Origin of the sequence: Actinomadura scrupuli (assembly GCF_050971785.1) — a bacterium.
Classification (GTDB): domain Bacteria; phylum Actinomycetota; class Actinomycetes; order Streptosporangiales; family Streptosporangiaceae; genus Actinomadura_E; species Actinomadura_E scrupuli.
Window position 1 is genome coordinate 90980 of record NZ_JBPCCU010000001.1, and the last position, 23673, is coordinate 114652.

Below are 23673 nucleotides of genomic sequence, written 5' to 3' on the forward strand. Positions count from 1 at the left end.
TGCCGAGCGAGCAACAGGCGAGGGAGCTTTGACACCGGACTACAACGACGCCATCGCACGGGAGATCCGGGTGCCGGATGCCCCGATCACGCTCTCGACGGCGTCGGTCTATCCGGAGAAAGTGCCTGTGGCGTTCGAGATCGCCGCCACGCTGGGCTATGACGGCATCGAGGTCATGGTCTCCCTGGACGCCTCGTCGCAGGACCTCAGCGTGCTGCGACGGCTGTCGGACTACCACGAGATCCCCATCATGTCGGTGCACGCGCCCTGCCTGCTGCTGACCCAGCGGGTCTGGGGCCGCGAGCCCTGGGGCAAGCTGGTGCGCTCCAAGGAGGTGGCCGAGGAGCTCGGCGCCTCCGTCGTGGTGGTGCATCCGCCGTTCCGCTGGCAGCGCGAGTACGCCCGGGAGTTCGAGACCGGCCTGGCGCGCATGCAGGAGGAGACCGACGTCCTCTTCGCGGTCGAGAACATGTTCCCGGTACGGGCGCGCGGCGCCGAGATGGGCATGTACGCGCCCGACTGGAACCCGATCGACCAGGACTTCCCGTACGTCACCCTCGACCTCTCCCACACGGCCCTGTCCGGGTCGGACCCGCTCGACATGGCCGCGCAGCTCGGTGACCGGCTCCGGCACGTGCACCTGGCCGACGGGGTGGGCATCTCCAACCGCGACGAGCACCTGGTGCCCGGCCGCGGCGGCCAGCCGTGCGAGGAGATGCTGGAGAACCTCGCGGTCGACGGCTACCGCGGTCACATCGTGCTGGAGGTCAACACCCGCCGGGCCGCCAACCGCGCCGAGCGCACCGAGGACCTGGCCGAGGCGCTCGCCTTCACCCGGCTCCACCTGGCGACCGCCAACCCCGCGGCGGGGGCGAGGGCCAACGGCAGCCCGGTGTGGGAGGTATCGGCGACCGGTGAGGTGTCTCCCCGGAGCGGTCGCTGATGGTGGCGGCACCGTCCGGACGCCGGCCGGGTCGCCGACCCGGACCGACCGAGACCCGCGACGCCATCCTCGCGGCGGCTCGTGAGCTGTTCGCCGAGAAGGGGTACGACGGCGCCTCCGCCCGCGCGATCGCCCGTTCGGCCGGCGTCGACCCGGCTCTGATCCATCATTTCTTCGGCAGCAAGGAAGGGCTCTTCGTCGCGGCGATGGAGTTCCCCTTCGATCCCGCCCGGTTGGTGCCGCTGGTCGTGGTCGGCCCCCGGGAGGAGATCGGCGAGCGGATCGTCCGGGTCTTCCTCACCGTCTGGGGGGACCCGCAGCTGCGGGCCCGGGCACTGGCCATCCTGCGGTCCGCCGCCACCAGCGAGCAGGGCGCCACCATGCTGCGCGAGTTCGCCAGCTCCGCGCTGCTCGGCAGGGTCGCCGAGGGCGCGGGCGTGCCCCGGCTGCAGATCAACGCCGCGGCCGGCCAGATGATCGGCGTGATGATCATGCGCTACGTACTGGCCGTCGAGCCGATGGCCTCGGCCGGCGAGGAGGAGCTCGTCGAGCTCCTCGCCCCGACCCTCCAGCGCTACTTCACCCCCTGACCCCCTTCACCGCTTGACCCTTCACCCCCCGCCTAAAGCCCCCTGATCTCCCACTCCCTCACCGCCCGACCCCCGTTCCACCCCCCATACGCCGTGATCATGCGATCAATCGACGAACGATTGCATGATCACGTTGGGTTGGGGGTGCTGGATGCCTTGACGGGGATGGCCTGTCGGCTTAAATTCACCGCATGATGAGTTCAGCGGTGAGCGTCGCGGGCCTGCGCGTGGAGCGAGGCGGCCGCGAAGTGTTGCACGGCCTCGATTTCGAGGTGCCACGCGGCTCCGTCGTCGGCCTGCTCGGGCCGAGCGGCTGCGGCAAGACCACCCTCATGCGGGCCCTCGTCGGCGTACAGATCGTCCAGGCGGGCGACGTCACCGTGCTGGGCCATCCGGCGGGCAGCAAGGAGCTGCGGCGAAAGGTCGGGTACGCCACCCAGAACCCCGCGGTCTACGTCGATCTGACCGTGCTGGAGAACCTGCGCTACTTCGCCTCCGTGCTGGGCGCCCCCCGTGGCGACGCCGACCGGGTCATCGACGAGGTCGGCCTGGGAGAGTCCCGCGACCAGCTGGTCGGGTCGCTGTCGGGCGGTCAGCGCAGCCGGGCCAGCCTGGCGGTCGCGCTCCTGGGCGCCCCCGAGCTGCTGGTGCTGGACGAGCCCACGGTGGGGCTCGATCCGGTGCTGCGCGAGGAGCTGTGGGAGATGTTCCACGAACTGGCCCGCAACGACGCCACCCTGCTGGTCTCCAGCCACGTCATGGACGAGGCCGCCCGCTGCGAGCGGCTGCTGCTCCTGCGCGACGGCCACCTCCTGGCCGACGACACCCCGGACGGGCTGCGCGCCCGGACCGCCACCGACGACCTCGACGCGGCGTTCCTGCGTCTCATCGGCGAGAAGAAGCAGGAGGCCTCGGCATGAATCTCGCGATCACGCTCGCCACGACCCGGCGCATTCTGGCCCAGCTCAGGCACGACCACCGCACCGTAGGCCTGCTCATCGGGGTGCCGGCCCTGCTGATGATCCTGCTGCGCTACGTCTTCGACCAGCCGGCCGCGTTCGACCGGATCGGGCCGCTGCTGCTGTGCATCTTCCCCTTCGTGGTCATGTTCATCGTGACCTCCGTCGCCACCCTGCGGGAGCGCACCACCGGCACTCTCGAACGGCTGATGACCACCCCGCTCGGCAAGCTCGACCTGCTGTTCGGGTACGCGCTCGCCTTCGGCCTGGTCGCCCTGGTCCAGATCGGAGTGGTGCTGACCATCTCGCTGACCTGGCTGGGGCTGAACGTGCGGGGCCCGCTGTGGGCCCTGGTGCTGCTGTCGGTGCTGGACGCGCTGCTCGGCATGGCACTGGGCCTGTTCGCCAGCGCGTTCGCCCGGACCGAGTTCCAGGCGGTGCAGTTCATGCCCGCGTTCGTGCTGCCCCAGGCGCTGCTGTGCGGGCTGCTGGTGGCCCGCGACCAGATGACCACGGTGCTGCAATGGATCTCGAACGCGCTGCCGCTCTCGTACGCGGTGGAGGCGATGCAGGAGCTCAGCCGCAACACCGATCTGACCGGCACCCTGGTCCGGGACACCGCCGTGATCGCGGCCTGCACGCTGCTGGCCCTGGTCCTGGGAGCCGCCACCCTGCCGCGCCGCACCGGCTGACCACGCCCGCCCGATCCCGTACCACCCGTCCCGCCGGCCGCCCGGCCCCGTCCCGCCGGTCGCCAGGCGTCCCCACCGCTCGCCGGCGTCCCGCCGGGCGGGTGGGCGGGCAGGTGGACAGGCGGATGATCGCGCAGGTGGGCGGTGTGGATCGAGGTGAGCGTCCCCCGGCATAACCTATGCAAGCGGGACAACGTCGTCCCGCAGGGAAAGGGGGAACAGTGCTCCGTCAGGTCCTCTTGGCGACCTCCCGCAGTGGGCGGACGCGCAAGCTCGTCGAGACCGCGCCGTACAGCCGGGACGTGGTGCGCCGGTTCATCGCCGGTGAGGCCACCGGTGACGCGCTCGAGGTCACCGCGCGGCTGGTCGGGCAGGGGCTCTCGGTCACCCTGGACCACCTCGGCGAGGACACCCTCGACGCCGGGCAGGCGACGGCGACCGTACGGGCCTACGTGACCCTGCTCGAGCGGCTGGCCGAGGCCGGGCTGGCCTCGCGGGCCGAGGTCTCGGTGAAGCTGACCGCGCTCGGCCAGGCGTTCGACGAGGACCTGGCCCTGGGCAACGCCCGGCGCATCTGCGCGGCGGCGGAGGCGGCCGGCACCACGGTCACCCTCGACATGGAGGACCACACCACGGTCGCCTCGACGCTGCGGATCCTCGGCGAGCTGCGCACCGACCACCCGGACACCGGCGCGGTGATCCAGTCCTACCTGCGGCGGGCCGAGGAGTACTGCGCCGACCTCGCCGGTGAGGGCTCCCGGGTGCGGCTGTGCAAGGGCGCGTACGCGGCGCCGGAGTCGGTGGCCTTCAGCGGCAGGGACGAGATCGACCGGTCGTACGTCCGCTGCATGAAGGTCCTGCTGGCCGGCCGGGGCTACCCGATGCTGGCCACCCACGACCCCCGGCTCATCGACATCGCCGCGTCGCTGGCGTTGATCAACGACCGCGCGGCGGACGGCTTCGAGTACCAGATGCTGTACGGCATCCGGCCGCAGGAGCAGCGGAGGCTGGCCGAGCAGGGCTCGCAGGTGCGCGTCTACGTGCCGTACGGCGAGCAGTGGTACGGCTACATGATGCGGCGACTGGCCGAGCGCCCCGCCAACCTGATGTTCTTCATGCGCTCGCTGGCGAGCAGGTCCTAGGCGGCTGGTCCGCCGCCGGGTCCGTACTCACCGCCGGGCCGCGCGGGGTCGGTAGGCTGGGCACACTCCAGTGACCAGCGACTGCAGGGTGCGTCAAATGATCGCGATTCTCGGGGCCGGCAAGATGGGCGAGGCGCTGCTGTCCGGCGTGCTCCGGGCCGGCCGCCGTCCGGCCGAGCTGATGGTGACCGCCCGGCGGGAGGAGCGCGCGGCGCTGCTCCGGGAGCGGTACGGCGTCGAGAGCGGCAGCAACGCCGAGGCGGCCAAGTCGGCCGGCACGCTGGTGCTCGCGGTCAAGCCGCAGGACATGGCCAAGCTGCTGGAGGAGATCGGCCAGCTGGTGCCGGCGGGCACCCTGGTGATCTCCATGGCGGCGGGCATCACCACCGGCTTCATCGAGGCCCGGCTGTCGGGCTCCGTCCCGGTGGTGCGGGTCATGTCCAACACCCCCGTCCACGTCGACGAGGCGATGAGCGTCATCTCCGCCGGGTCGCACGCCGGGGAGGAGCATCTCGCGCTGACCGAGGAGCTGCTCTCCCCGGTCGGCAAGGTGCTGCGCATTCCCGAGTCGCTCCAGGACGGCGCCACCGCACTGTCCGGCAGCGGGCCGGCCTACTTCTACTACCTGGTCGAGGCCATGGTCGACGCCGGGATCCTGCTCGGCATGCCCCGCGCCGCCGCGCTGGAGATGGTCGTCCAGTCGGCCGTGGGCGCGGCCGTCATGCTGCGCGACTCCGGGGAGCACCCGGTGCTGCTGCGCGAGGCGGTCACCTCGCCGGGGGGCACGACCATCGCGGCCATCCGTGAGCTGGAGCGGCACGGGGTGCGGTCGGCGGTCATCGAGGCGATCGAGGCCGCCCGCAACCGGGGCCGGGAGCTCGCCTCCGGCTGAGCCGGCGGCGGGCCGGGCACCCGTGTGATTTACGTTTTAACTAAAAATTGAACCAAAACGGTCGTGAGGACGAGTAGTAGGTATGAGGGTTCTGATCCGATTGCTCGTCGTCGTGGGTCTCGCCATCGACGTCTACGTTCACGTCCATCTGGCCAAGGACTTCCATTACAACAACGACGGTCTCGTCACCGGCGAGCAGCTGTTCTGGCTGGAGGCCGCGGCCGCGGCGATCGCCGCGCTGCTGGTGCTCGTGCGCCCCGGCCGGGCCAGCTACCTCGTCGCGTTCGTGGTGGCGGCGGCCGGAGTCGCCGCCGTGGTGTTCTACCGGTACGTGGACCCCGGCGCGATCCTCGGGATCATGCCGGGAATGTACGAGCCGATCTGGACCACCGAAAAAGTGATCAGTCTCATCGGCGAGGCCGTCGCCGCGGTGGCCGCCCTGCTCGGATGGCTGGTCGGATCGCCGTCGGCGCCCGCACGGGTACCCGAACCGGCGGGCCGGCAGGCCGGCTGAACAACTGCTTCGGTGCCATTCGCCTATCGGCGCAGTAAGTGTGCGCCTACTATGGCGCGGTGGCAATGCGGCGATTTCTCCCCCTGCTGCTGATTCCCACCTTGGTGAGCGCCTGCTCGGGTGGCGGTGGCACGTCCACCAAGATCCAGGTGAGCGCGGTCGGCCGCTCGGACGTCGCAGAGGTGGTCGAGGCCCCCGCGACCGTGGCCGCCCGGGCGACGGCGACCCTGCGGTCGCCGGCCGAGGGCACCATCGAGACGCTGTACGTCTCCGACGGGGACACCGTCCGCGCGGGCGAGGTCCTCGCGCGCATCGACTCGCCCTCCGCCCGTGAGCAGCTCGAGCAGGCCCGCCAGGCCGACACCGGCGGCGGCACCGGCGCGGTCCCGGCGGGCGTGAACCTGTCCGCCTTCCGGAAGCAGTCGGACCGGACGGCCAAGAGCGGGTTCGACGCCGCGAAGAAGGTCGCGGCCAAGATCCCCGACCTCAAGCAGCGGGCCTCGGTGCTGGCGGAGATCGCCAAGGCCCAGGCGGAGTACGCGGCGGCGGCCGCGGCCGCGCAGAGCGCCGTCTCCCGGCTCAACGCGGGTCTGGGCAGCGTGACGACCGCGATGGCCTCCATCGCCAGTGCCCAGCGGGTACAGACCCACGCGGCCGTACGCTCCGCGGAGCGGCTCGTACGGGGCCTGACCATCAAGGCGCCCTTCTCCGGCGTGGTGAGCCTGGGCGGCCCCTCCGGCGGCCTGCCGGGGCTCTCCGGGCTGGCCGGTCAGCTGCCGCCTCAGCTGCAGGGCCAGGCCGCGCAGGCGGGCATCGGCGGATCATCGTCCGGCGGAGGCGGCGCGAAGGACGCCGCGTCCGTCGCCGAGGGCGCCCCGGTGGCCGGCGGAGACGCGGTGGTCACCGTCACCGACGTCTCCAAGCTGACGCTGTCCGCGGACGTCGACGAGACCGACGTCCTCCAGATCAAGCGCGGGGTGCAGGCCACCGTGGAGTTCGACGCGGTTCCGGGCGGCGCCTACACCGCCGAGGTCACCGGCATCGGGGTGACGCCCAAGGAGTCCAACGGCGGCGGGGTGACCTACCGGGTGACGCTCGCCCTGCAGCGCGGCACCAACGCGGACGGGAGCCGGGCACCGTGGCCCAAGCCCGGCATGAGCGCGGTGGTCGACCTGCGGGTGCGCAACGTGCCCGGAGCGCTGTCGGTGCCGTCCTCGGCCATCGTCACCAGCGGCCGGGACTCCACGGTCTGGGTGCTGGCCGGCGGGAAGGCCCAGCGCCGGGTGGTCCGGCTGGGCGCCCAGGGCGACGCGATGGTGCAGGTCGTGTCCGGTCTCAGGGACGGGGACCGGGTCGTGGTCCGCGGCGCCGACAGCGTCAAGCCGGGCCAGGAGCTGCCCGCCCGATGACACCCCCCACTCCTTCCGTGATCATGCAATCGTTCGTCGAACGATTGCATGATCACGGGTGGTGGGCGACGTGACTCCGGCGTTCGAGGCCAGGGACGTCGTGCGGACCTACCAGATGGAGGGCGTCGAGGTCCGGGCGCTGCGGGGGGTCAGCCTCCGCATCGACCAGGGCGAGTTCGTCGCGATCGTGGGGCCGTCCGGCTCGGGCAAGTCGACCCTCATGCACCTGCTCGGATGCCTCGACCGGCCCACGGCGGGGACTTTGAACATCGGCGGCCGGGAGGTGGCCCGGCTCACCGAGGGCGAGCTGGCGGAGCTGCGCAACACCATGATCGGCTTTGTGTTCCAGTCGTTCCACCTGCTGGCCCGCACCAGCGCCCGGGAGAACGTCGGGCTGCCGCTGGTCTACCGCGGCACCTCGCGGGCCGAGCGGCGCCGGCGGGCCACCGCCGCGCTGGCGACCGTCGGGCTGGCGCACCGGCTCGACCACCGGCCCAGCCAGCTCTCCGGTGGCGAGCAGCAGCGGGTCGCCATCGCCCGTGCCCTGGTGGGCGATCCCCAGGTGGTGCTGGCCGACGAGCCCACCGGCAACCTCGACACCAAGACCGGGCACGAGGTGATGGACCTGCTCACCCGGCTCAACCAGGAGCAGGGCGTCGCGGTGGTGCTCGTCACCCACGAGCCCGACGTGGCCGAGCGCGCCCGCCGCCAGATCCACATCCGGGACGGCCTCGTGGAGAAGGACACGGGGACCCCCGAATGAAGCTGGCCGAGTCGTTCCGGGTGGCACTGGAGGCGCTGCGGGTCAACCGGCTGCGCAGCGCCCTGACGATGTTCGGCGTGGTGGTGGGGGTGTCCGCGGTCGTGGTGCTGGTCGCCATCGGCAGCGGTGCGAAGAACCTGGTGCAGGACGAGATCGAGGGACTGGGCTCCAACATCATCTTCGTGGCGCCGGGGCAGTTCTCGCTGGGATCGGCGCCCTCGGTCAGCCGGATGCAGCTCGCCGACGTAGGCTACCTGGGCCGGGTGATCGGGGACGAGCGGGGCATCGCCGTCGCGGTCAACTCGGGCGAGAGCGTACGGGCCGGGCGGGTGCAGACGTTCACCACCGTGGTCGGCTCCAACGAGAACTTCCCCAACGTCTTCAACCGGCCGCTGCGCCGTGGCCGCTACCTCACCCGGATCGACATCGAGACCCGCCGAAGGGTGGTCGTGCTGGGCTCCGACGTCGCCCGGAAGCTGTTCGGCGACGTGGACCCGATCGGACGGCAGGTGGCCATCGCCTCGGGCACCCGGTTCCGCGTGGTGGGGGTCTTCGACGAGGTCGGCCAGACCTTCGGGCAGGCCAGGGACGCCGAGATGCACATCCCGGTGACCACGGCCCAGCGCCTGTTCGGGGTGGACCGGATCGACTTCATCGCCGTGAAGGCGCCCACGGCGGAGGCCATCCCCGTCCTGCAGACCCAGCTGGTCGACGCCCTCCAGCGCAAGTACCAGGGCGAGCAGTTCTCCGCGATCACTCAGACCCAGTTGCTGGGCACCATCGGCACGGTGCTGGGAGCGCTGACCGGGGTGCTCGCCGCCATCGCGGCGATCTCCCTGCTGGTCGGCGGGGTGGGGGTCTCCAACATCATGCTGGTGAGCGTCCGGGAGCGAACCCGGGAGATCGGCCTGCGCAAGGCCCTGGGCGCCCGGCAGCGCGACGTGCTGTCGCAGTTCCTGGTGGAGGCCGTCCTGCTCACCACGCTGGGCGGCACGCTGGGCATCGCGCTCGGCATCGGGGCGGCGCTGGGCATCTCCTCGGTCTCACCGGTCCCCGCCGCCATCACCTGGTGGTCACCCGTGCTGGCGTTCGCCGTGTCGGTCGCTGTGGGGGTCTTCTTCGGGGTCGTCCCCGCCCGCCGCGCCGGCAAGCTCGACCCCGTCATAGCCCTCCGTACGGAGTAAATGGCCTCGCTCCGCTCGGCGGCTCGGGGCGCTTCGAGGCGGCGTCTTCCCTCGTCGCGTGCTCGCTCGTTCCTCGCTGCGCGCGCTCCTCAGTCCAGACGCCGCCGCGCCCCTCGCGGTGTTGAGTTGCCCCGAGCCGCCGAGCGCAGCGAGGCAATTGAACACTTCTCAGGCGACGGCTTCCATGGGGGTGGTGGTGATGACGGAGGAGATGAAACGGGCGGTCTCCCGCATGGCGGCGCGGGACTCCGGGAGGAACCTGTTGAGCATCTGGAAGACGTGCATCTGGCCGGGCCAGACCTGGAGCTCGCAGGCGGCGCCCGCCTCGGTCAGGATCTCGGCCAGCCGCTCGGCCTCGGGCCGCAGCACCTCGGCGCCGCCGACCTGGATGAGGAACGGCGGGGTGTCGGCCCATGAGCAGGTCAGCAGGGCCAGCCGGGGGTCGTCGAAGTCGCCCGTGCCCACCACGAGACGGCCGAGGTGGCGGGCCGCGGCCGGGCTGATGTACGGGTCGGCCACCCGCCCGTCCCACTCGATGGACAGCTCGCAGGTCAGGTCCACCCAGGGCGAGTACAGCACCACGCCCGCGGGGGAGGGCAGGCCCGTACGGCAGATCTCACCGGCGAGGGAGGCCGACAGGTGGCCGCCGGCCGAGTCGCCCGCGATCACGATGCGGGAGGCGGGGATGCCCCGGGCCAGCAGCCACCGGTACGCGTCGAGGGCGTCCTCGAGCGCGGCCGGGAACGGATGCTCGGGGGCCAGCCGGTAGTGCGGGACCAGCACGGGCAGCCCGGTGTCGATCGCCAGCCGGGCCGTGATCGGCCGGTGCGTCTGCGGCGAGCAGAGCACGTAGCCGCCGCCGTGGAGGTAGAGGATCGCGCCGTCCGGTGCCGGGCCGCTGGCCGTACGGTCGGTGGGGAAGACCCATTCGCCGGAGATCGGGCGGGCCGGTCCGGCCGCCTCCACCTGCGGGTCCAGCAGGGTCTCGACGCGCACCCGGGGGTCCACCCGCACGAGCCGGGCGGCGGCGTCGATCGCGGTCCGCAGCGTCCGGATGGAGGCCGGGGTGCCGCGCATCCGGTTGACCAGGGGGCGCACGCCGAGCCGCAGCATGCGCGACAGCGCGCGGCTCTGCCGGCTCGGTGACCGTCCGTACGGCGTCAGGATCCAGCCGGAGTCGGGCTCGTAGGCGGCCACGGGGAGCGGCGCGACCGGAAGTGCCGTTACCGCGGGCTCCGACGGGATGTCTGCAGCCATGTGCACCCACCTGACATTTATTTCCTGTGTGTTACTAAGATGCCCCGGCGAGTGCGGTAGTTCACATGGCAATTTTGTAGAGTTTTTAAAGTATTGGTTGTCATTCGGGTGCCTTGTGAGCTGGGCCACTCAGGGTTGCGGCGGTGGGAGCGGTAGCGTGACCTGCATGAGCCGTTCGTTGTCATCCGAGGAGGAATGTTCCTCCGGCGCCTGCTCGCTGAAGGTCCTGTGGGACGACAGGCTCATCTCGTACGATTTCGGTCCCAGTCACCCGCTCAATCCCGTGCGCGTCGAGCTCACCATGGAACTGGCCCGTGATTTCGGAGTGCTCGCCCACCCCAACGTGAAGGTCGAGGGCTTCGAGCCGGCCGACGACGACCTGCTGCTGAAGGTCCACGAGCTCGCCTACCTCGAGGCGGTCAAGCAGTGCGGTGACACCGGGTTGCCCGCGCTGGAGCGAGGGCTGGGCACGGCCGACAACCCCGTCTTCCTCGGTATGCACCAGGCCTCCGCGCTGATCGCGGGAGCGTCGGCCGCCGCCGCGCGGGCGGTCTGGGAGGGCGCGGCCGACCACGCCGCCAACGTCGCCGGCGGGCTGCACCACGCCATGCCCGGCGCGGCCTCGGGCTTCTGCGTCTACAACGACCCGGCGATAGCGATCGCGTGGCTGCTCGACCACGGCGCCGAGCGGGTGGCCTACGTCGACATCGACGTGCACCACGGTGACGGGGTCCAGGCGGCCTTCTACGACGATCCGCGGGTGCTCACCATCAGCCTGCACGAGACCCCCCGCACGCTCTTCCCAGGCACCGGCTATCCGCAGGAGAGCGGCGGTCCCGGCGCCGAGGGCACGGCCGTCAACGTGGCGCTGCCTCCCGGCACCGGTGACGCGGCATGGCTAAGGGCCTTCGACGCCGTCGTGCCGCCGCTGCTCCAGGCCTTCGGCCCCCAGATGCTGGTGACCCAGCAGGGCTGCGACGCGCACGCGCTCGACCCGTTGGCGCACCTGTCGCTGACCGTCGACGGCCAGCGGGCGGCGTACCGGGCGCTGCACCGGCTGGCGCACGAGACCGCCGGCGGCCGCTGGCTCCTGACCGGGGGCGGCGGGTACGAGCTCGTGCAGGTGGTGCCACGGGCCTGGACGCACCTGATCGCCGAGGCGGCGGGCCACGCGATCCCGGTGGACACCGCGATCCCGGAGAGCTGGCGCGAGTACGTGCGCGAGCGGACCGGGGAGATCGCGCCGAGACGGATGACCGATGTCCCGGGGCGGGGCGGCGGGGATACGACCGACATCACGACGGAGGTACGGACGTGGGGGACGGGCTACGACCCGGCGAATCCGCTGGACCAGGCGGTGCTGGCGACGCGGCGCGCGGTGTTTCCGGAACATGGTCTGGACCCGCTGACGGAGCCGTGAGCCTCGGCCCTCCACCGAGCAGGGAGGAACTGCGCGAGCATCTGGTCCGCACGTTCATCGCGGGGGAGGTGGCGACTCCACGGCAGAACAACCTGCTGCACTACCGGCGGATGGCCGCAGGGAACCCGCACTACCTCTTCGGGCTGAACCTGAAGCGTTCCTGGACGTTCGAGGAGATCCTGGCCACGATGGCCGAGCGCTGCGGGGTCGATCCCGACCCGGCGCACTTCTACGGCGACGACACGATCGACCCCGACCTGACCCTGGACGCGCTCGACGCGATGGCGCTGCGGCTGGCGGAGGCCGCCGACGACCGGGCGAGCGTCGTGATCGCCACCGGGCACCCGACCGGGCTCCTCCCGGTCCATCTGGCGATCGCGCGGGCACTGCACGCCCGCGGCTGCCGGGTGCTGACCCCGGCCGAGGGCTGGTCGTACGAGATCGAGACGGGACAGGGCCCGCGTAGGCGGCACATCCGGTACGTCGACGGGGTGGCCATGCTCGCCGATGGGGGTTCGCTCCATCACACGCACGACCCGGCCCCGATGGAGGCGATGCTCGCCGATCTCGCAGCCGAATCGAGTGATTGGCCGGATCTGGCCATAGCCGACCACGGGTGGGCCGGAGCGGCCGGCGAGGCCGGAATCGCCACTGTCGGATTCGCGGACTGCAACGACCCTGCCCTGTTCGCAGGGGAAGTCGAAGGTAAAATCGCCGCCGTTGTGCCGCTGGACGACAACGTACTGCCACACCACTACACGCCGATGACCGCCTACCTGTTGTCACGCGCGCGCCTGATTGCCTGAACTCTCCTCTTGCGACGAGGGATACACGATTTACGCTGGGGGAAAGTACACGTGCGTGAGCAAAGTCACCTAAAGGTCTGGTGACATGCGCGTGTGGAAGAGGGCGTCCGATGGGCTCAGGCGAGCGACCTCTGAGCGAGGTCAGATTCCTGACAGTGTCCGAAGTGGCGGCGGTGATGCGGGTGTCCAAGATGACGGTCTACCGCCTCGTTCATTCCGGGGAACTGCCGGCGATCCGGGTCGGCCGTTCGTTCCGGGTGCCGGAGCAGGCCGTCCATGACTACCTGCGCGACGCGTACATCGAAGCGGGGTGAGGGCAGGGCTCGTGCGTGATTTCGAGCCCTGATCCGACCCGGTCGTGCGGGGAACTCCGCTGTGGCAACACGGGGATGAGGCAGGCCGGCGGCCTGAGGGCCGCCGGTCCAGCGGTAGTCTTGGGCTCCGGGCTGTGCGCGCACCCTCCTGGTGAGGCACGAATGCCCGTCTCCTGCACGCAAATCGATTGGTCGAGTGAGGCTTCGTGGGCTCCGTTATCAAGAAGCGCCGTAAGCGGATGGCGAAGAAGAAGCACCGCAAGCTGCTCAAGAAGACGCGCGTTCAGCGTCGTAACAAGAAGTAAACGCCCAGCTCAACTAGCCGTAAGGGATGGGGCGCACAGTGTCCTCTATGCCCTCCGCTGCGGCCCGTGTCGTCCTGGTCACCGGAGTCTCCCGCTTCCTGGGGGCGCGGGTCGCCAACAGTCTCCAGGCCGAGCCGGGCATTGAGCGGGTCATCGGCGTGGACACGGTCCCACCTACGACGTCACTCGGCCGCACGGAGTTCGTGCGGGTCGACATACGCACCCCGAGCATCGCCAAGGTCATCGCCTCGGCCGGGGTGGACACGGTCGTCCACCTCAACCTGGTGACGGCTCCGGCCGGTCCGCGGTCGTCGATGAAGGAGCTCAACGTCATCGGCACCATGCAACTGCTGGCCGCGTGCCAGCGGTCGCCGGACATGCGCAAGCTCGTGGTGCGGTCGTCGGCTGCCGTCTACGGCTCCTCGCCGCGCGATCCCGCGGTCTTCACCGAGGACGAGGAGCCGGTCGAGGCGCCGTCCTCGGGGTACGCCAAGGACGCGGTCGAGGTCGAGGGCTATGTGCGGGGCCTGCGGCGGCGCCGGTCGGATCTCCAGGTGTCGTTGCTGCGGTTCGCGAACTTCCTCGGGCCGGGGGTGGACTCACCGCTGACCCGGTATCTCCGCATGCTCGTCATCCCGACCGTGCTGGGCTTCGATCCGCGGTTGCAGTTCGTGCACGAGGACGACGGCGTCGAGGTGCTCCGGCGGATGACGCTCGAGGACCACCCCGGCACGTTCAACGTGGCCGGGGACGGGGTGCTGCTGCTGTCCCAGGCCATCCGGCGGGCCGGCCGGCCCAGCCTCCCGCTGCCCGCGCCCGCCATGAGCGCGCTGGGCGACTTCGGCAAGCGCGTGGTCGGGCTCTCGGGGTTCTCGCCCGAGCTGCTGCGCTGGCTGACCTATGGCCGGGTCATCGACCCGGCCCGGCTGGCGACCGAGCTGAGCTGGCGGCCGAAGTACTCCTCGGAGGCGGCGTTCACCGACTTCCTGCACTCGCAGGGGCTGGGCCACAACCTGCCGCTGGACCTGTTCGATCGACTGACCGGACCCTTGAGCGGTCCCTCTGGAGGCCACCGGTGATCAACGTGCGTGATCTGCACAGTGGCGTTCACGGCGAGGACGCACAGGTCATCCCGCTGAACGCGGGCCAGCACGACACCCGGCCCGAGCGCCCGATGATCGAACGCAAGATCGCGTCCGGGCTGAGATTCCTGCGCCGCCGGCTGGCCGGCGAGTACGAGGTCGACGAGTTCGGCTTCGACCCCGAGTTCAACGAGACCCTGCTCATGCCGCTGGCCCGGGCCGTCTACGAGCGCTGGTTCCGGGTGGAGGTGCGGGGCCTGGAGCACATCCCGGCCGAGGGCGGAGCCCTGATCGTCGCCAACCACTCCGGGACGGTGCCGATCGACGGCGTGATGCTGCAGGTCGGCGTGCACGACCACGTCCACCGCAACCTGCGGCTGCTCGGTGCCGATCTCGTCTACCAGGTGCCGATGCTCGGCCATCTGTCCCGCAAGAGCGGCCACACCCTGGCCTGCCAGGCCGACGCGGCCCGGCTGCTGGGCAAGGGCGAGCTGGTGGGGGTCTTCCCCGAGGGCTTCAAGGGCGTCGGCAAGCCCTTCAGCGAGCGCTACAAGCTGCAGCGGTTCGGCCGGGGCGGTTTCGTGGCCACGGCGCTGCGGGCCGACGTGCCCATCATCCCGTGCGCCATCGTCGGGGCCGAGGAGATCTATCCCAAGATCGCCGATCTGGCTCCGCTGGCCCGGCTGTTCGGGGTCCCGTACTTCCCGGTGACGCCCACGTTCCCGCTGTTCGGCCTGCTGGGGCTGATCCCGCTGCCGTCGAAGTGGATCATCCAGTTCGGTGAGCCGGTCGTGATGGCGGACGTCGACGAGGGCGCCGCGGACGATCCGATGACGGTCTTCAACCTGACCGACCAGGTGCGCGAGACCATCCAGCAGATGCTCTACGACACGCTGCTGCGGCGGGGCCCGGCCTTCTTCTGACGGGTCCGCCGACCCCCGGCCGCACCCCGACCGGGTCGTACGGATGCCCTACTGGCTCCGGTAGTGCCTGCGCAGGGCCACTCCGGCGGCGACGCCGCCCGCCAGGGCACCCGCGCCCGCCGCGGCGGGCAGCGCGATCATGGTGACCTTACGGCCGGTACGGAAGTCGTGGACGGGCCAGGCGTGCTCCCTGGCGTGGTCGCGCAGATCGGCGTCGGGGTTGACCGCGTGCGGGTTGCCCACGGTCGTCAGCATCGGCAGGTCGTTGGAGGAGTCGCTGTAGGCGAAGCAGCGCGCCAGGTCGAGCCCCTCCCGGGCCGCGAGCGCGCGTACGGCCTCGGACTTCGCCGGGCCGTGCAGCAGGTTGCCGACCAGCCGGCCGGTGTAGACGCCGTCGACGGTCTCGGCCACCGTGCCGAGCGCGCCGGTGAGGCCCAGCCGGTGGGCGATGACCCTGGCCAGCTCCACCGGGGTCGCGGTCACCAGCCAGACCTGCTGGCCGGCGTCCAGGTGCTGCAGGGCGAGCGCGCGGGTGCCGGTCCAGATCCGGTCCGCCAGCACGTCGTCGTAGATCTCCTCGCAGAGCTTGACGAGGTCGGTGACCTTCTGGCCGGCCACGAAGGCCAGCGCGGCCTCCTTGGCGGTGCCGATGTGGTCGGCGTTCTCGGTGCCCCGGATGCGGAAGGCCGCCTGCCCCCAGGCGAACATGGCCAGGTCACGCATGGTGAACAGCTTGCGGGAGGCCAGTCCGCGGGCGAAGTAATAGATCGATGCGCCGCGCATCATGGTGTTGTCGACATCGAAGAACGCGGCCGCGGACGGATCGGGTGTGGGAAGTATCGAATCTCGCTCCGCCGCCGCCGCTGCGGCCTCTCCGGCGCTCACCGGGTCACCCTCGTCACGCCTTTGCCACAGTCGCCGCATACATCGACCCTATTCATCTCAGGTCCCCGCTCCGTCCCTGCCTCGGGGACACGCCCCGAATTGCGACCGTACTCACCTTGATGTGCCCTGACCAGAGTCGTCCGGTCGCACCGTACGGTCGCCGTGCCGCGCGCAGGCGGCACCGGGCTCCGAGATCATCGGGCCGATGGGGCGGACCTTGCGGTGCTGGTGAGCCGTTGCCGCAACGCGGCGCGGAAGACCGGGTCGGGCCGCGGTGGCCGTCGTGACTCCGCGCGTAGCGCCGCCAGCAGCCTGGCTCGTGCCGCTGACTTGCTCTGACCTGTTCTCATGTGCCCATCCCACCCCGAGTTGAAAACGATTGAAGGTGGCAGGTGGTTACGGCTCAGGTGGTGGCCAGGTCACTGGGCAGCATTCGCGCGAGTGACCGCACGGCGCGATACTGCAATGCCTTGATGGCGCCGGATTTCTTGCCCATCACCAGTGCCGTTTCCGCGACGGAAAGACCGTGCAGAAAGCGCAGAACCACACATTCCTGCTGTTCAGAGCCGAGCCTCCGGATCGCCGTGAACAGCATCCGATTGGTCATCGAGTCCAGCACCGTACGCTCCGGGCTCTCCTGCTGCCGGTCGCCGTCGAGCAGCTCGGGAGTGGAGATCTCCAACCGGTAGCGGCTGGACTTGAAGTGGTCGGCGATCAGGTTGCGGGCGATCGTGATGAGCCACGCGCCGAAGTCCTTGCCCTGCCAGCTGTAGTCGCCGATGCGCCGCAGCGCGCGCAGGAACGTGTCGCTGGCCAGATCCTCGGCCAGCGCATGTGAGCCGACCCGATAGTAGACGTACCGGTACACCAGCTCGACGTAGTGGTCGTACAGCAGGCCGAAGGCCTCGGCGTCGCCCGCCGTCGCGCACAGGACCAGGTTCTTGATCGTGTCGCCGCTGCGCCCCGTCTCGAGCGAGCCCGTCTTGAGCGAGCCCGTCTCGTACGAGCCCGTCTCGGGCGAGACGGGCTGTTGACGGGGGGTGTCGAGGGTCACGCTGCGCATGCAGTCTCCTCGGGGCGACATCCTCGGGGGCGCCCACAGGGGGGATGGGCGCGACCTCCGACTCGGAAGGCCATGGTAGATACCGGTGAGTACGGTGGCAATGGTGTTGCCCTGGTACTTCCGGCGATGCCTGATTTGGGGAACAAGGGGTGGGGTGCGCATTGCCTGGGGGAGGGTGTGGGATGGCCGGTTACGCATGTACGCCGTCCATCGGGCACCATGGTGGCCGATGGCCGGATTCCTGATAGCGCTGCTGGCGACCCTGGGCGGACTGGTGTCCACCGGGTTGCTGGCCCTGCGCACCTACAACGAGCGGCGCCCGCATCTGGTCGCCTGGTCCGTGACCGCGTTCGCGCTGACCGTCGCGCTGGCCGCCATGGCGGCCGGTTTCGTGTCCGGCTTCGGGGCGACGCTGTTCCGGGCGGTGGAGATCGGCGGAGCGCTGCTGGCGCCGGTCTGGCTGGCCGTCGGCGTCATCGTGCTGATCGCGCAGTTCGTCCAGGTCCGCTTCGCGGCGTGGCTGGGGGCGATCTCGTACTCGATCGTCGCCGTGGTCGTCCTGCTGCTGGATCCGGTGAAGGGCACCTTCGGCAAGAGCCTGCCGAAGGCCAAGGACCACTACAACGTGCTGCCCTCCTCGCTGCTCAACACCGCCCATGTGGTCGTGGTGATCGTGCTGGTGGTCTGTGCCGCGGTGTGCGCGCTCCAGGTCCGCAACAACCAACGCGAGGCCTACGACAACCTGATGCCGATCGCGCTGGTCGCGCTGGCCGGGGTGCTCATCGTCACCGGGGCCGGCGGCTACCTGCCGGGGCCCCTGACGCCCCTGGTGCTGGGCGCCGCCGCGGGCCTGGTCGCCTTCGGCGGCATCCGGACCGCGCCCTACGCCGCCGACGCCGCGGACGACGATCTCTACGAGGAGCCGCACACCGGTTACGACCAGGGCCTCACGGCGCAGCCCGGCCCGAGCCCCCGGCCGGCTCAGCCGCCCGCCGCCTATCCTCCGGCACCCGTCCCGGCCGCGGTCCCGCTGTCCGCGCCGCCCGCGGCCCCGCCGGCGGCCTCCATGTCGATGCCGGCCCCGCCGGGCCCGGCGTCCACCGCGCCGGAGATGTACGGCCAGATCACCGTGTTCACCTTGCTGGAGGGGCGGGAGAGCGCCTTCGACCGGCTGGCGCGCGAGGCCGTGCGCGCGGCCCGGGACACCGAGCCCGACCTGATCATCTACACCTGCCACGAGGTGGTCGGCGGCTCGACGCAACGGATCTTCTATCAGCTCTTCCGCGACCAGGCCGCCTTCCAGGACCACCAGCGGCAGTCGTACGTCCTGCGCTTCCTCGGCGACAGCCGCGCCCACGTGCTGGCCACCAACGTCATCGAGATCAAGCTCAAGGACGCCAAGGTGCTGCCGCTGCCCTCGCTGATGGGCCGCTGATGATCACATTGCTGAGCAAGCCGGGCTGCCATCTGTGCGACGACGCGCGGGAGGTGATCGCACGGGTCGCGGCGGAGGTGGGCGAGCCGTGGGAAGAACGCGACATCACCCGTTCCGAGGAGGACACCCGGCTCTACTGGGAGCAGATCCCGGTGACCCTCGTCGACGGGGTGCAGCACGACTTCTGGCGGGTGGACGAGAAGCGGCTGCGGGCCGCGCTGGCGGCCCGCTGAGAGCGGCCCCCGTACCTGGCTTTCGTGAACCACAGGTAAAATGGTGAATGTCTCCTAAGTCACATCCCAGTCGTTCGGGTTGCGCTGACACCTGGTGTCGCTTAAGGACGTTATAACCCCTCTGACCTGGGGATACGCGGGTGCAGGGCTCCTGACGGCCCCGGTCCGTGCTCGTGAGGTCACTTTGTGCATACATTCACAAAGGCATAACCTGGTTGTTCAGCATGGAAAGTTCAGCCCTCGGCCCACACCAGAGCCCCCGAAGAGCAGGCCCGTGACCCGACGAGAGATGCGCCCCCGTGACCGCGCCGACCGCGGCATTCCCGAGGCCACTGTGGCCCGGCTGCCGGTCTACCTGCGGGCGCTCAACAGCCTTGCGGAGCGGGGCATCGACACGGTGTCGTCGGAGGAGCTCGCCGCCGCGGCCGGGGTCAACTCCGCCAAGCTGCGCAAGGACCTGTCCCACCTCGGGTCGTACGGCACCCGCGGCGTGGGCTACGAGGTGGAGTACCTCCTCTACCAGATCTCCCGGGAGCTGGGCCTCACCCAGGACTGGGTGGTGGCCATCATCGGGGTCGGCAACCTGGGCCGCGCCCTGGCCGGCTACGGGGGATTCGCCTCCCGTGGCTTCCGGGTGGCAGGGCTGCTGGACGCGGACGAGGCGACGGTCGGCCAGCACCTGGGCGGCATGCTCGTGGAGCACGTCGACAAGCTGGAATCCATCATCGAGGAGCGCGGGGTCTCCATCGCCGTGATCGCGACACCGGCGGGGGCGGCTCAGGAGCTGTGCGACCGGGTGGTGGCGGCGGGTGTGACGAGTGTGCTCAATTTCGCCCCGGTCGTACTATCCGTACCAGAGGGTGTGGACGTGCGTAAGGTCGATCTCTCCATCGAGCTGCAGATCCTCGCGTTCCATGAGCAGCGCAAGGCCGGGGGGCCCACAGAACGCGATTACATCGAGGCGGTCGAGCTGTGAGCGAGTGGGGTGGCACCACATGAGCCTGCTGGTCGTGGGGCTGAGTCACCGGAGTGCCCCGGTCGCGATGCTGGAGCGCGCCGTGGTGGCCGGGGACGACCTGGTCAAGCTGCTGCACGAGGTGCACGAGTCGGCGCACATCGCGGAGGCGATGATCGTGTCGACCTGCAACCGGGTCGAGATCTACGCCGCGGTCGACAAGTTCCACGGCGGCGTCTCCTCGGTGTCGGAGCTGCTGGCCCGCCACTCCGGAGTCCCCCTCGACGAACTCTGCGAGCACCTGTACGTCCACTACGAGGACCGCGCGGTCCAGCACATCTTCGCCGTCACGTGCGGGCTCGAGTCGATGGTCGTCGGCGAGGGGCAGATCCTCGGGCAGGTGCGGCAGGCGCTGCGGCTGGCCCAGGAGCAGGGCAGCGTCGGGCGTGACGTCAACGAGGTCGTCCAGCGGGCCCTGCGGGTGGGCAAGCGGGCGCACACCGACACCGGCATCGACCAGGCCGGTGCCTCGCTGGTCAGCGTCGGGCTCGAGATCGCCGCCGGGCATCTCGGGCCGCTGACCGGCAAGCGCGCGCTGGTGGTCGGCGCGGGCTCCATGAGCGGGCTGGCCGCCGCCACCCTCGACCGGGCGGGCGTGGCCGAGATCGTCATCGCCAACCGCACCTTCGCCCGCGGGTCCCGGCTGGCCAAGAGCCTCCAGATGCCGGCCCGCGCGATCGACCTGGCCGAGCTCGGCGACGCGCTCTGCGAGACCGACCTGGTGATCTCCTGCATCGGCGCGGCCGGAGTGGTGATCACCGCGGACATGCTGGCCGACCGGGCGTCGGCCGACGCCCCGGTCTTCCTGCTGGACCTCGCCCTGCCGCACGACGTCGACCGGGCCGTCCGGGTGCTGCCCGGAGTGGCGCTGGCCGGGCTTGATGATCTTCGTGTCGCCCAGCAGGCCACCCGGGCGGTCGGTACCGACGCGGTCGAGGCGGTCCGCCGGATCGTGGCCGAGGAGGTCGCCGGGTTCCTGGGTGCCGCCCGTGCCGCCGCCGTAGCGCCGACCGTGGTGGCGTTGCGCAGCAAGGCCGCCGAGGTCGTCGAGGCGGAGCTGGCCCGGCTGACCGGCCGGCTGCCCGGGCTCGGCGATCAGGAACTCGAGGACAAGGTCCGCGGGGAGGTCGCCCAGACCGTACGCCGGGTCGTGGACAAGCTCCTGCACGCGCCGACCGTGCGGGTCAAGGAACTGGCCGCCGCCCCGGGCGGTGACACCTACGCCACCGCCCTGCGCGAACTGTTCGACCTCGATCCGAAGGGGCCCGAGGCCGTGGCCCGCGCCGACCTCGAAGCCGACCTCGAAGCCGACCTCAAAGGAACCGAATCGTGATTCCACTGGGCGAGCCGAAGGCGAGTGACCGATGAGCGCACTGCGGCTCGGGACCCGTAAGAGCCTGATGGCGACCAGCCAATCTCAACGGGTCGCTGACATGTTCACGCAGGTTACTGGGCATGTCGTAAACTTGGTTGGGGTAACGACCGAGGGTGATGTATCAAAGGCACTGCTCGCACAGATCGGCGGCACCGGGGTCTTCGTCAACGGGCTCCGGGACCGGCTCGCCTCCGGTGAGATCGACTTCGCCGTGCACTCGCTGAAGGATCTGCCGACCACGCCCGCTCCCGGTATCGCGCTCGCCGCGGTGCCGGTACGTGATGATCCACGAGACGCGCTGTGCGGTCCCGCGAAGCTGGCCGATCTGCGGAGGGGGGCGCGCATCGGCACGGGCTCGCCGCGCCGGATGGCCCAGTTGCGGGCGCTTCGCCCGGATCTGGATGTCGTACCGATCCGCGGCAACGCCGACACCAGGCTCCGCAAGGTCTCGGACGGCGAACTGGACGCGGTCGTCCTGGCCTACGCGGGACTGGGTCGGATCGGGCGGCTGGAGGCCGTCGCGGAGGTCTTCGAGCCGGACCAGATGCTGCCCGCCCCCGGCCAGGGGGCGCTCGCGCTCGAGTGCCGGGCGGACCGGGCCGATCTGGTGGAGCTGCTCGGGGCGCTGGACGACGCCACGACCCGGGCCGTCGTCACCGCCGAGCGCACGGTCCTGGCCGCGCTCGAGGCGGGCTGCTCGGCCCCGGTCGGTGCCTACGCCACAGTTAATGATCTTGAGATTGAGAAGAAGCTGCATCTGACCGCCGCCGTCATCGGATACGACGGCGCACGTCAGGTAAGGCTGTCCGCAAGCGGCCACCCGCAGGAGGCCGAGAAGGTGGGACGCGAACTCGCGGACCGGCTTCTCGCCGAGGGGGCCGACCAGTTGATGGGGAGCACGCACCTTGAACCCCGTGAGTAGTCCTCTCGTTTCGTTCGTCGGCATCGGACCGGGCGATCCCGGCCTGCTGACCCTGCGCGCCGTGACCAAGCTCGCCCAGGCCGACGTGGTCGTCCTCGACCGCACGGGATGCGACCCGGAGTTCCTGACGCACTGCCGCCCCGGCACCGAGATCCTCGACTCCACCGACGTGGACCCGATCAAGCTGGTCACCAAGGCGGCCAGAGCGGGCCGGACGGTGGTCCGGCTCTCGCCGGGGGATCCCGGGGTCGCCGGCGACATCGCGGCCGAGGCAGCCGCCTGCGCCAAGGCCGGCCTGCCCTTCGAAGTGGTCCCGGGCGTCTCGGCCGTGACGGCCGTGCCCGGGTACGCCGGGATCCCGCTGACCGACGGCAAGACCCGTGAGGTACGGGTCATCGACGCCGCCGCGGGCGGGGTGGACTGGGAGGACTACTCCTCGCAGGACGCCACCCTGGTCATCCTCGGGGCCGAGGGCGCGGTCAGCGACGTCGCCAAGGGCCTCATGGCGGTCGGCCGCCGGGACTCCACCCCGGTCGCGATGACCAGCCTGGGCACGACCACCGAGCAGGAGACCGTCGTCACCACCCTCAACCGGCTCTACGCCGAGACCAAGGGCATGGAGAGCCCCGCGATGATCATCGTGGGGGACGTCGTCGGCCGGCGCGACCAGCTCTCCTGGTTCGAGACCAAGGCGCTGTTCGGCTGGCGGGTGCTGGTGCCCCGCACCAAGGAACAGGCGGTCAGCCTCTCCGACCAGCTGAGGTCGTACGGCGCGGTGCCCGAGGAGGTCCCCACGATCTCCGTCGAACCGCCGCGCACCCCGCAGCAGATGGACCGCGCCATCAAGGGCCTGGTCACCGGCCGGTACGAATGGGTGGTGTTCACCTCCACCAACGCGGTACGGGCCGTACGCGAGAAGTTCGTGGAGTACGGCCTGGACGCGCGGGCCTACGCCGGCCTCAAGGTCGCGGCGGTCGGCGAGCAGACCGCCGCCGCGCTGGTGGACTTCGGCGTCACGCCTGACCTCGTGCCCGGCGAGAACCAGTCCAGCGAGGGCCTGCTGGAGGTCTGGCCGCCCTACGACGAGGATCTGGACCCGATCAACCGGGTGCTGCTGCCGCGCGCCGACATCGCCACCGACGCCCTGATCGCCGGGCTCACCGAGCTGGGCTGGGAGTGCGACGACGTCACCGCCTACCGGACCGTACGGGCCGCGCCGCCGCCCGAGGAGATCCGGGTGGCCATCAAGGGCGGCGGATTCGACGCGGTGCTGTTCACCTCGTCCTCCACGGTGCGCAACCTCATCGGGATCGCGGGCAAGCCGCACAACGTGACGGTGATCGCGGTCATCGGCCCGCAGACCGCCAAGACCGCCGAGGAGTACGGGCTGCGCGTCGACGTGATGGCCGACAAGCCCTCGGTATCGGCCCTGGCCGAAGCGCTGGCGGAGTACGGTACCAAGCGCAGGGACGCTCAGATCGCCGCCGGTGAGCCACTGCGCAAGCCCAGCCAGATGCGTCGCGGCGCCAAGAAACGCAGATAAGACACCA

At 70.7% G+C, this 23673-nt stretch carries 25 protein-coding genes; 22 read left to right on the forward strand and 3 right to left on the reverse strand.

The window, feature by feature from the left end; all coding sequences use genetic code 11:
* Positions 1-28 precede the first annotated feature (28 nt).
* The 10 genes from ACRYCC_RS00445 (at position 29) to ACRYCC_RS00490 (ending at position 9088) form a co-directional block, all read left to right on the forward strand.
* Entirely contained in the window at positions 29-943 is a 915-nt protein-coding gene (locus ACRYCC_RS00445) for a sugar phosphate isomerase/epimerase family protein (RefSeq protein WP_433807454.1), read from the forward strand.
* A complete protein-coding gene (locus ACRYCC_RS00450) occupies positions 943-1533 on the forward strand; it encodes a TetR/AcrR family transcriptional regulator (RefSeq protein WP_433807456.1) in 591 nt (196 codons plus the stop codon). Before ACRYCC_RS00445 ends, ACRYCC_RS00450 begins: the two co-directional genes overlap by 1 nt.
* 191 nt (positions 1534-1724) lie before the next feature.
* On the forward strand, positions 1725-2453 hold the full coding sequence (locus ACRYCC_RS00455) for an ABC transporter ATP-binding protein (RefSeq protein ID WP_433807458.1): 729 nt from the start codon (positions 1725-1727) through the stop codon (positions 2451-2453).
* Complete coding sequence (locus ACRYCC_RS00460; RefSeq protein WP_433807460.1) at positions 2450-3184, forward strand: ABC transporter permease; 735 nt, start codon at positions 2450-2452, stop codon at positions 3182-3184. Before ACRYCC_RS00455 ends, ACRYCC_RS00460 begins: the two co-directional genes overlap by 4 nt.
* 221 nt (positions 3185-3405) lie before the next feature.
* A complete protein-coding gene (locus ACRYCC_RS00465) occupies positions 3406-4326 on the forward strand; it encodes a proline dehydrogenase family protein (protein ID WP_433807462.1) in 921 nt (306 codons plus the stop codon).
* Positions 4327-4423: 97 nt separating this feature from the next.
* Positions 4424-5218 carry a pyrroline-5-carboxylate reductase gene (proC, locus tag ACRYCC_RS00470; protein WP_433807464.1) on the forward strand — a complete coding sequence of 265 codons (795 nt, stop codon included), beginning with the start codon at positions 4424-4426 and terminating at the stop codon, positions 5216-5218.
* 82 nt (positions 5219-5300) lie between these two features.
* Positions 5301-5732, forward strand: coding sequence for a hypothetical protein (locus ACRYCC_RS00475; protein ID WP_433807466.1), 432 nt, complete (start codon positions 5301-5303; stop codon positions 5730-5732).
* A gap of 65 nt (positions 5733-5797) precedes the next feature.
* Positions 5798-7141 (forward strand): efflux RND transporter periplasmic adaptor subunit, encoded by a 1344-nt coding sequence (locus tag ACRYCC_RS00480; protein WP_433809881.1) that lies wholly within the window; start codon positions 5798-5800, stop codon positions 7139-7141.
* A 61-nt stretch (positions 7142-7202) separates the two neighbouring features.
* The gene (locus tag ACRYCC_RS00485; protein ID WP_433807468.1) at positions 7203-7904 is read left to right on the forward strand and encodes an ABC transporter ATP-binding protein; all 702 of its coding nucleotides are present in this window, start codon (positions 7203-7205) and stop codon (positions 7902-7904) included.
* Entirely contained in the window at positions 7901-9088 is a 1188-nt protein-coding gene (locus tag ACRYCC_RS00490; RefSeq protein ID WP_433807470.1) for an ABC transporter permease, read from the forward strand. Before ACRYCC_RS00485 ends, ACRYCC_RS00490 begins: the two co-directional genes overlap by 4 nt.
* A 168-nt stretch (positions 9089-9256) precedes the next feature.
* Here the strand turns inward: ACRYCC_RS00490 and ACRYCC_RS00495 are convergent, their stop codons facing one another.
* Positions 9257-10345: an alpha/beta hydrolase gene (locus ACRYCC_RS00495; protein WP_433807471.1), complete on the reverse strand. Its 1089-nt coding sequence runs from the start codon at positions 10343-10345 to the stop codon at positions 9257-9259.
* A 166-nt stretch (positions 10346-10511) separates the two neighbouring features.
* Here ACRYCC_RS00495 and ACRYCC_RS00500 point away from each other — a divergent pair, with 166 nt between their 5' ends.
* From ACRYCC_RS00500 to ACRYCC_RS00525, 6 genes are all read left to right on the forward strand, one after another.
* Complete coding sequence (locus tag ACRYCC_RS00500; protein ID WP_433807473.1) at positions 10512-11765, forward strand: acetoin utilization protein AcuC; 1254 nt, start codon at positions 10512-10514, stop codon at positions 11763-11765.
* Positions 11762-12571, forward strand: a complete 810-nt coding sequence (locus ACRYCC_RS00505; RefSeq protein ID WP_433807475.1) for a phosphatase — start codon at positions 11762-11764, stop codon at positions 12569-12571. Before ACRYCC_RS00500 ends, ACRYCC_RS00505 begins: the two co-directional genes overlap by 4 nt.
* 110 nt (positions 12572-12681) lie before the next feature.
* Entirely contained in the window at positions 12682-12885 is a 204-nt protein-coding gene (locus ACRYCC_RS00510; protein ID WP_433807477.1) for a helix-turn-helix domain-containing protein, read from the forward strand.
* Positions 12886-13091: 206 nt separating this feature from the next.
* Complete coding sequence (locus ACRYCC_RS00515) at positions 13092-13190, forward strand: 30S ribosomal protein bS22 (RefSeq protein WP_012854759.1); 99 nt, start codon at positions 13092-13094, stop codon at positions 13188-13190.
* 47 nt (positions 13191-13237) lie between these two features.
* Complete coding sequence (locus ACRYCC_RS00520) at positions 13238-14269, forward strand: NAD-dependent epimerase/dehydratase family protein (RefSeq protein ID WP_433807480.1); 1032 nt, start codon at positions 13238-13240, stop codon at positions 14267-14269.
* Positions 14266-15195 (forward strand): lysophospholipid acyltransferase family protein, encoded by a 930-nt coding sequence (locus ACRYCC_RS00525; protein ID WP_433807482.1) that lies wholly within the window; start codon positions 14266-14268, stop codon positions 15193-15195. Before ACRYCC_RS00520 ends, ACRYCC_RS00525 begins: the two co-directional genes overlap by 4 nt.
* Positions 15196-15243: 48 nt before the next feature.
* On the opposite strand, the gene ACRYCC_RS00530 is transcribed toward ACRYCC_RS00525, so the two are convergent.
* On the reverse strand, positions 15244-16119 hold the full coding sequence (locus ACRYCC_RS00530) for an HAD family hydrolase (RefSeq protein ID WP_433807484.1): 876 nt from the start codon (positions 16117-16119) through the stop codon (positions 15244-15246).
* A 364-nt stretch (positions 16120-16483) separates the two neighbouring features.
* Positions 16484-17143 (reverse strand): sigma-70 family RNA polymerase sigma factor, encoded by a 660-nt coding sequence (locus ACRYCC_RS00535; RefSeq protein ID WP_433807486.1) that lies wholly within the window; start codon positions 17141-17143, stop codon positions 16484-16486.
* A gap of 229 nt (positions 17144-17372) precedes the next feature.
* Between ACRYCC_RS00535 and ACRYCC_RS00540 the strand changes: the two genes are divergently transcribed.
* From ACRYCC_RS00540 to ACRYCC_RS00565, 6 genes are all read left to right on the forward strand, one after another.
* Positions 17373-18578 (forward strand): putative quinol monooxygenase, encoded by a 1206-nt coding sequence (locus ACRYCC_RS00540; protein ID WP_433807488.1) that lies wholly within the window; start codon positions 17373-17375, stop codon positions 18576-18578.
* Positions 18578-18811, forward strand: a complete 234-nt coding sequence (locus tag ACRYCC_RS00545) for a glutaredoxin family protein (protein ID WP_433807490.1) — start codon at positions 18578-18580, stop codon at positions 18809-18811. The genes ACRYCC_RS00540 and ACRYCC_RS00545 overlap by 1 nt, the downstream gene beginning before the upstream one ends.
* A gap of 274 nt (positions 18812-19085) precedes the next feature.
* On the forward strand, positions 19086-19787 hold the full coding sequence (locus ACRYCC_RS00550) for a redox-sensing transcriptional repressor Rex (protein WP_433807491.1): 702 nt from the start codon (positions 19086-19088) through the stop codon (positions 19785-19787).
* A 19-nt stretch (positions 19788-19806) separates the two neighbouring features.
* Positions 19807-21159: a glutamyl-tRNA reductase gene (locus tag ACRYCC_RS00555; protein ID WP_433807493.1), complete on the forward strand. Its 1353-nt coding sequence runs from the start codon at positions 19807-19809 to the stop codon at positions 21157-21159.
* Between the two features lie 31 nt (positions 21160-21190).
* The gene (gene hemC, locus ACRYCC_RS00560; RefSeq protein WP_433807495.1) at positions 21191-22123 is read left to right on the forward strand and encodes a hydroxymethylbilane synthase; all 933 of its coding nucleotides are present in this window, start codon (positions 21191-21193) and stop codon (positions 22121-22123) included.
* Positions 22107-23666, forward strand: coding sequence for a bifunctional uroporphyrinogen-III C-methyltransferase/uroporphyrinogen-III synthase (locus ACRYCC_RS00565; RefSeq protein WP_433807499.1), 1560 nt, complete (start codon positions 22107-22109; stop codon positions 23664-23666). Before hemC ends, ACRYCC_RS00565 begins: the two co-directional genes overlap by 17 nt.
* The last annotated feature ends 7 nt before the right edge of the window (positions 23667-23673 follow it).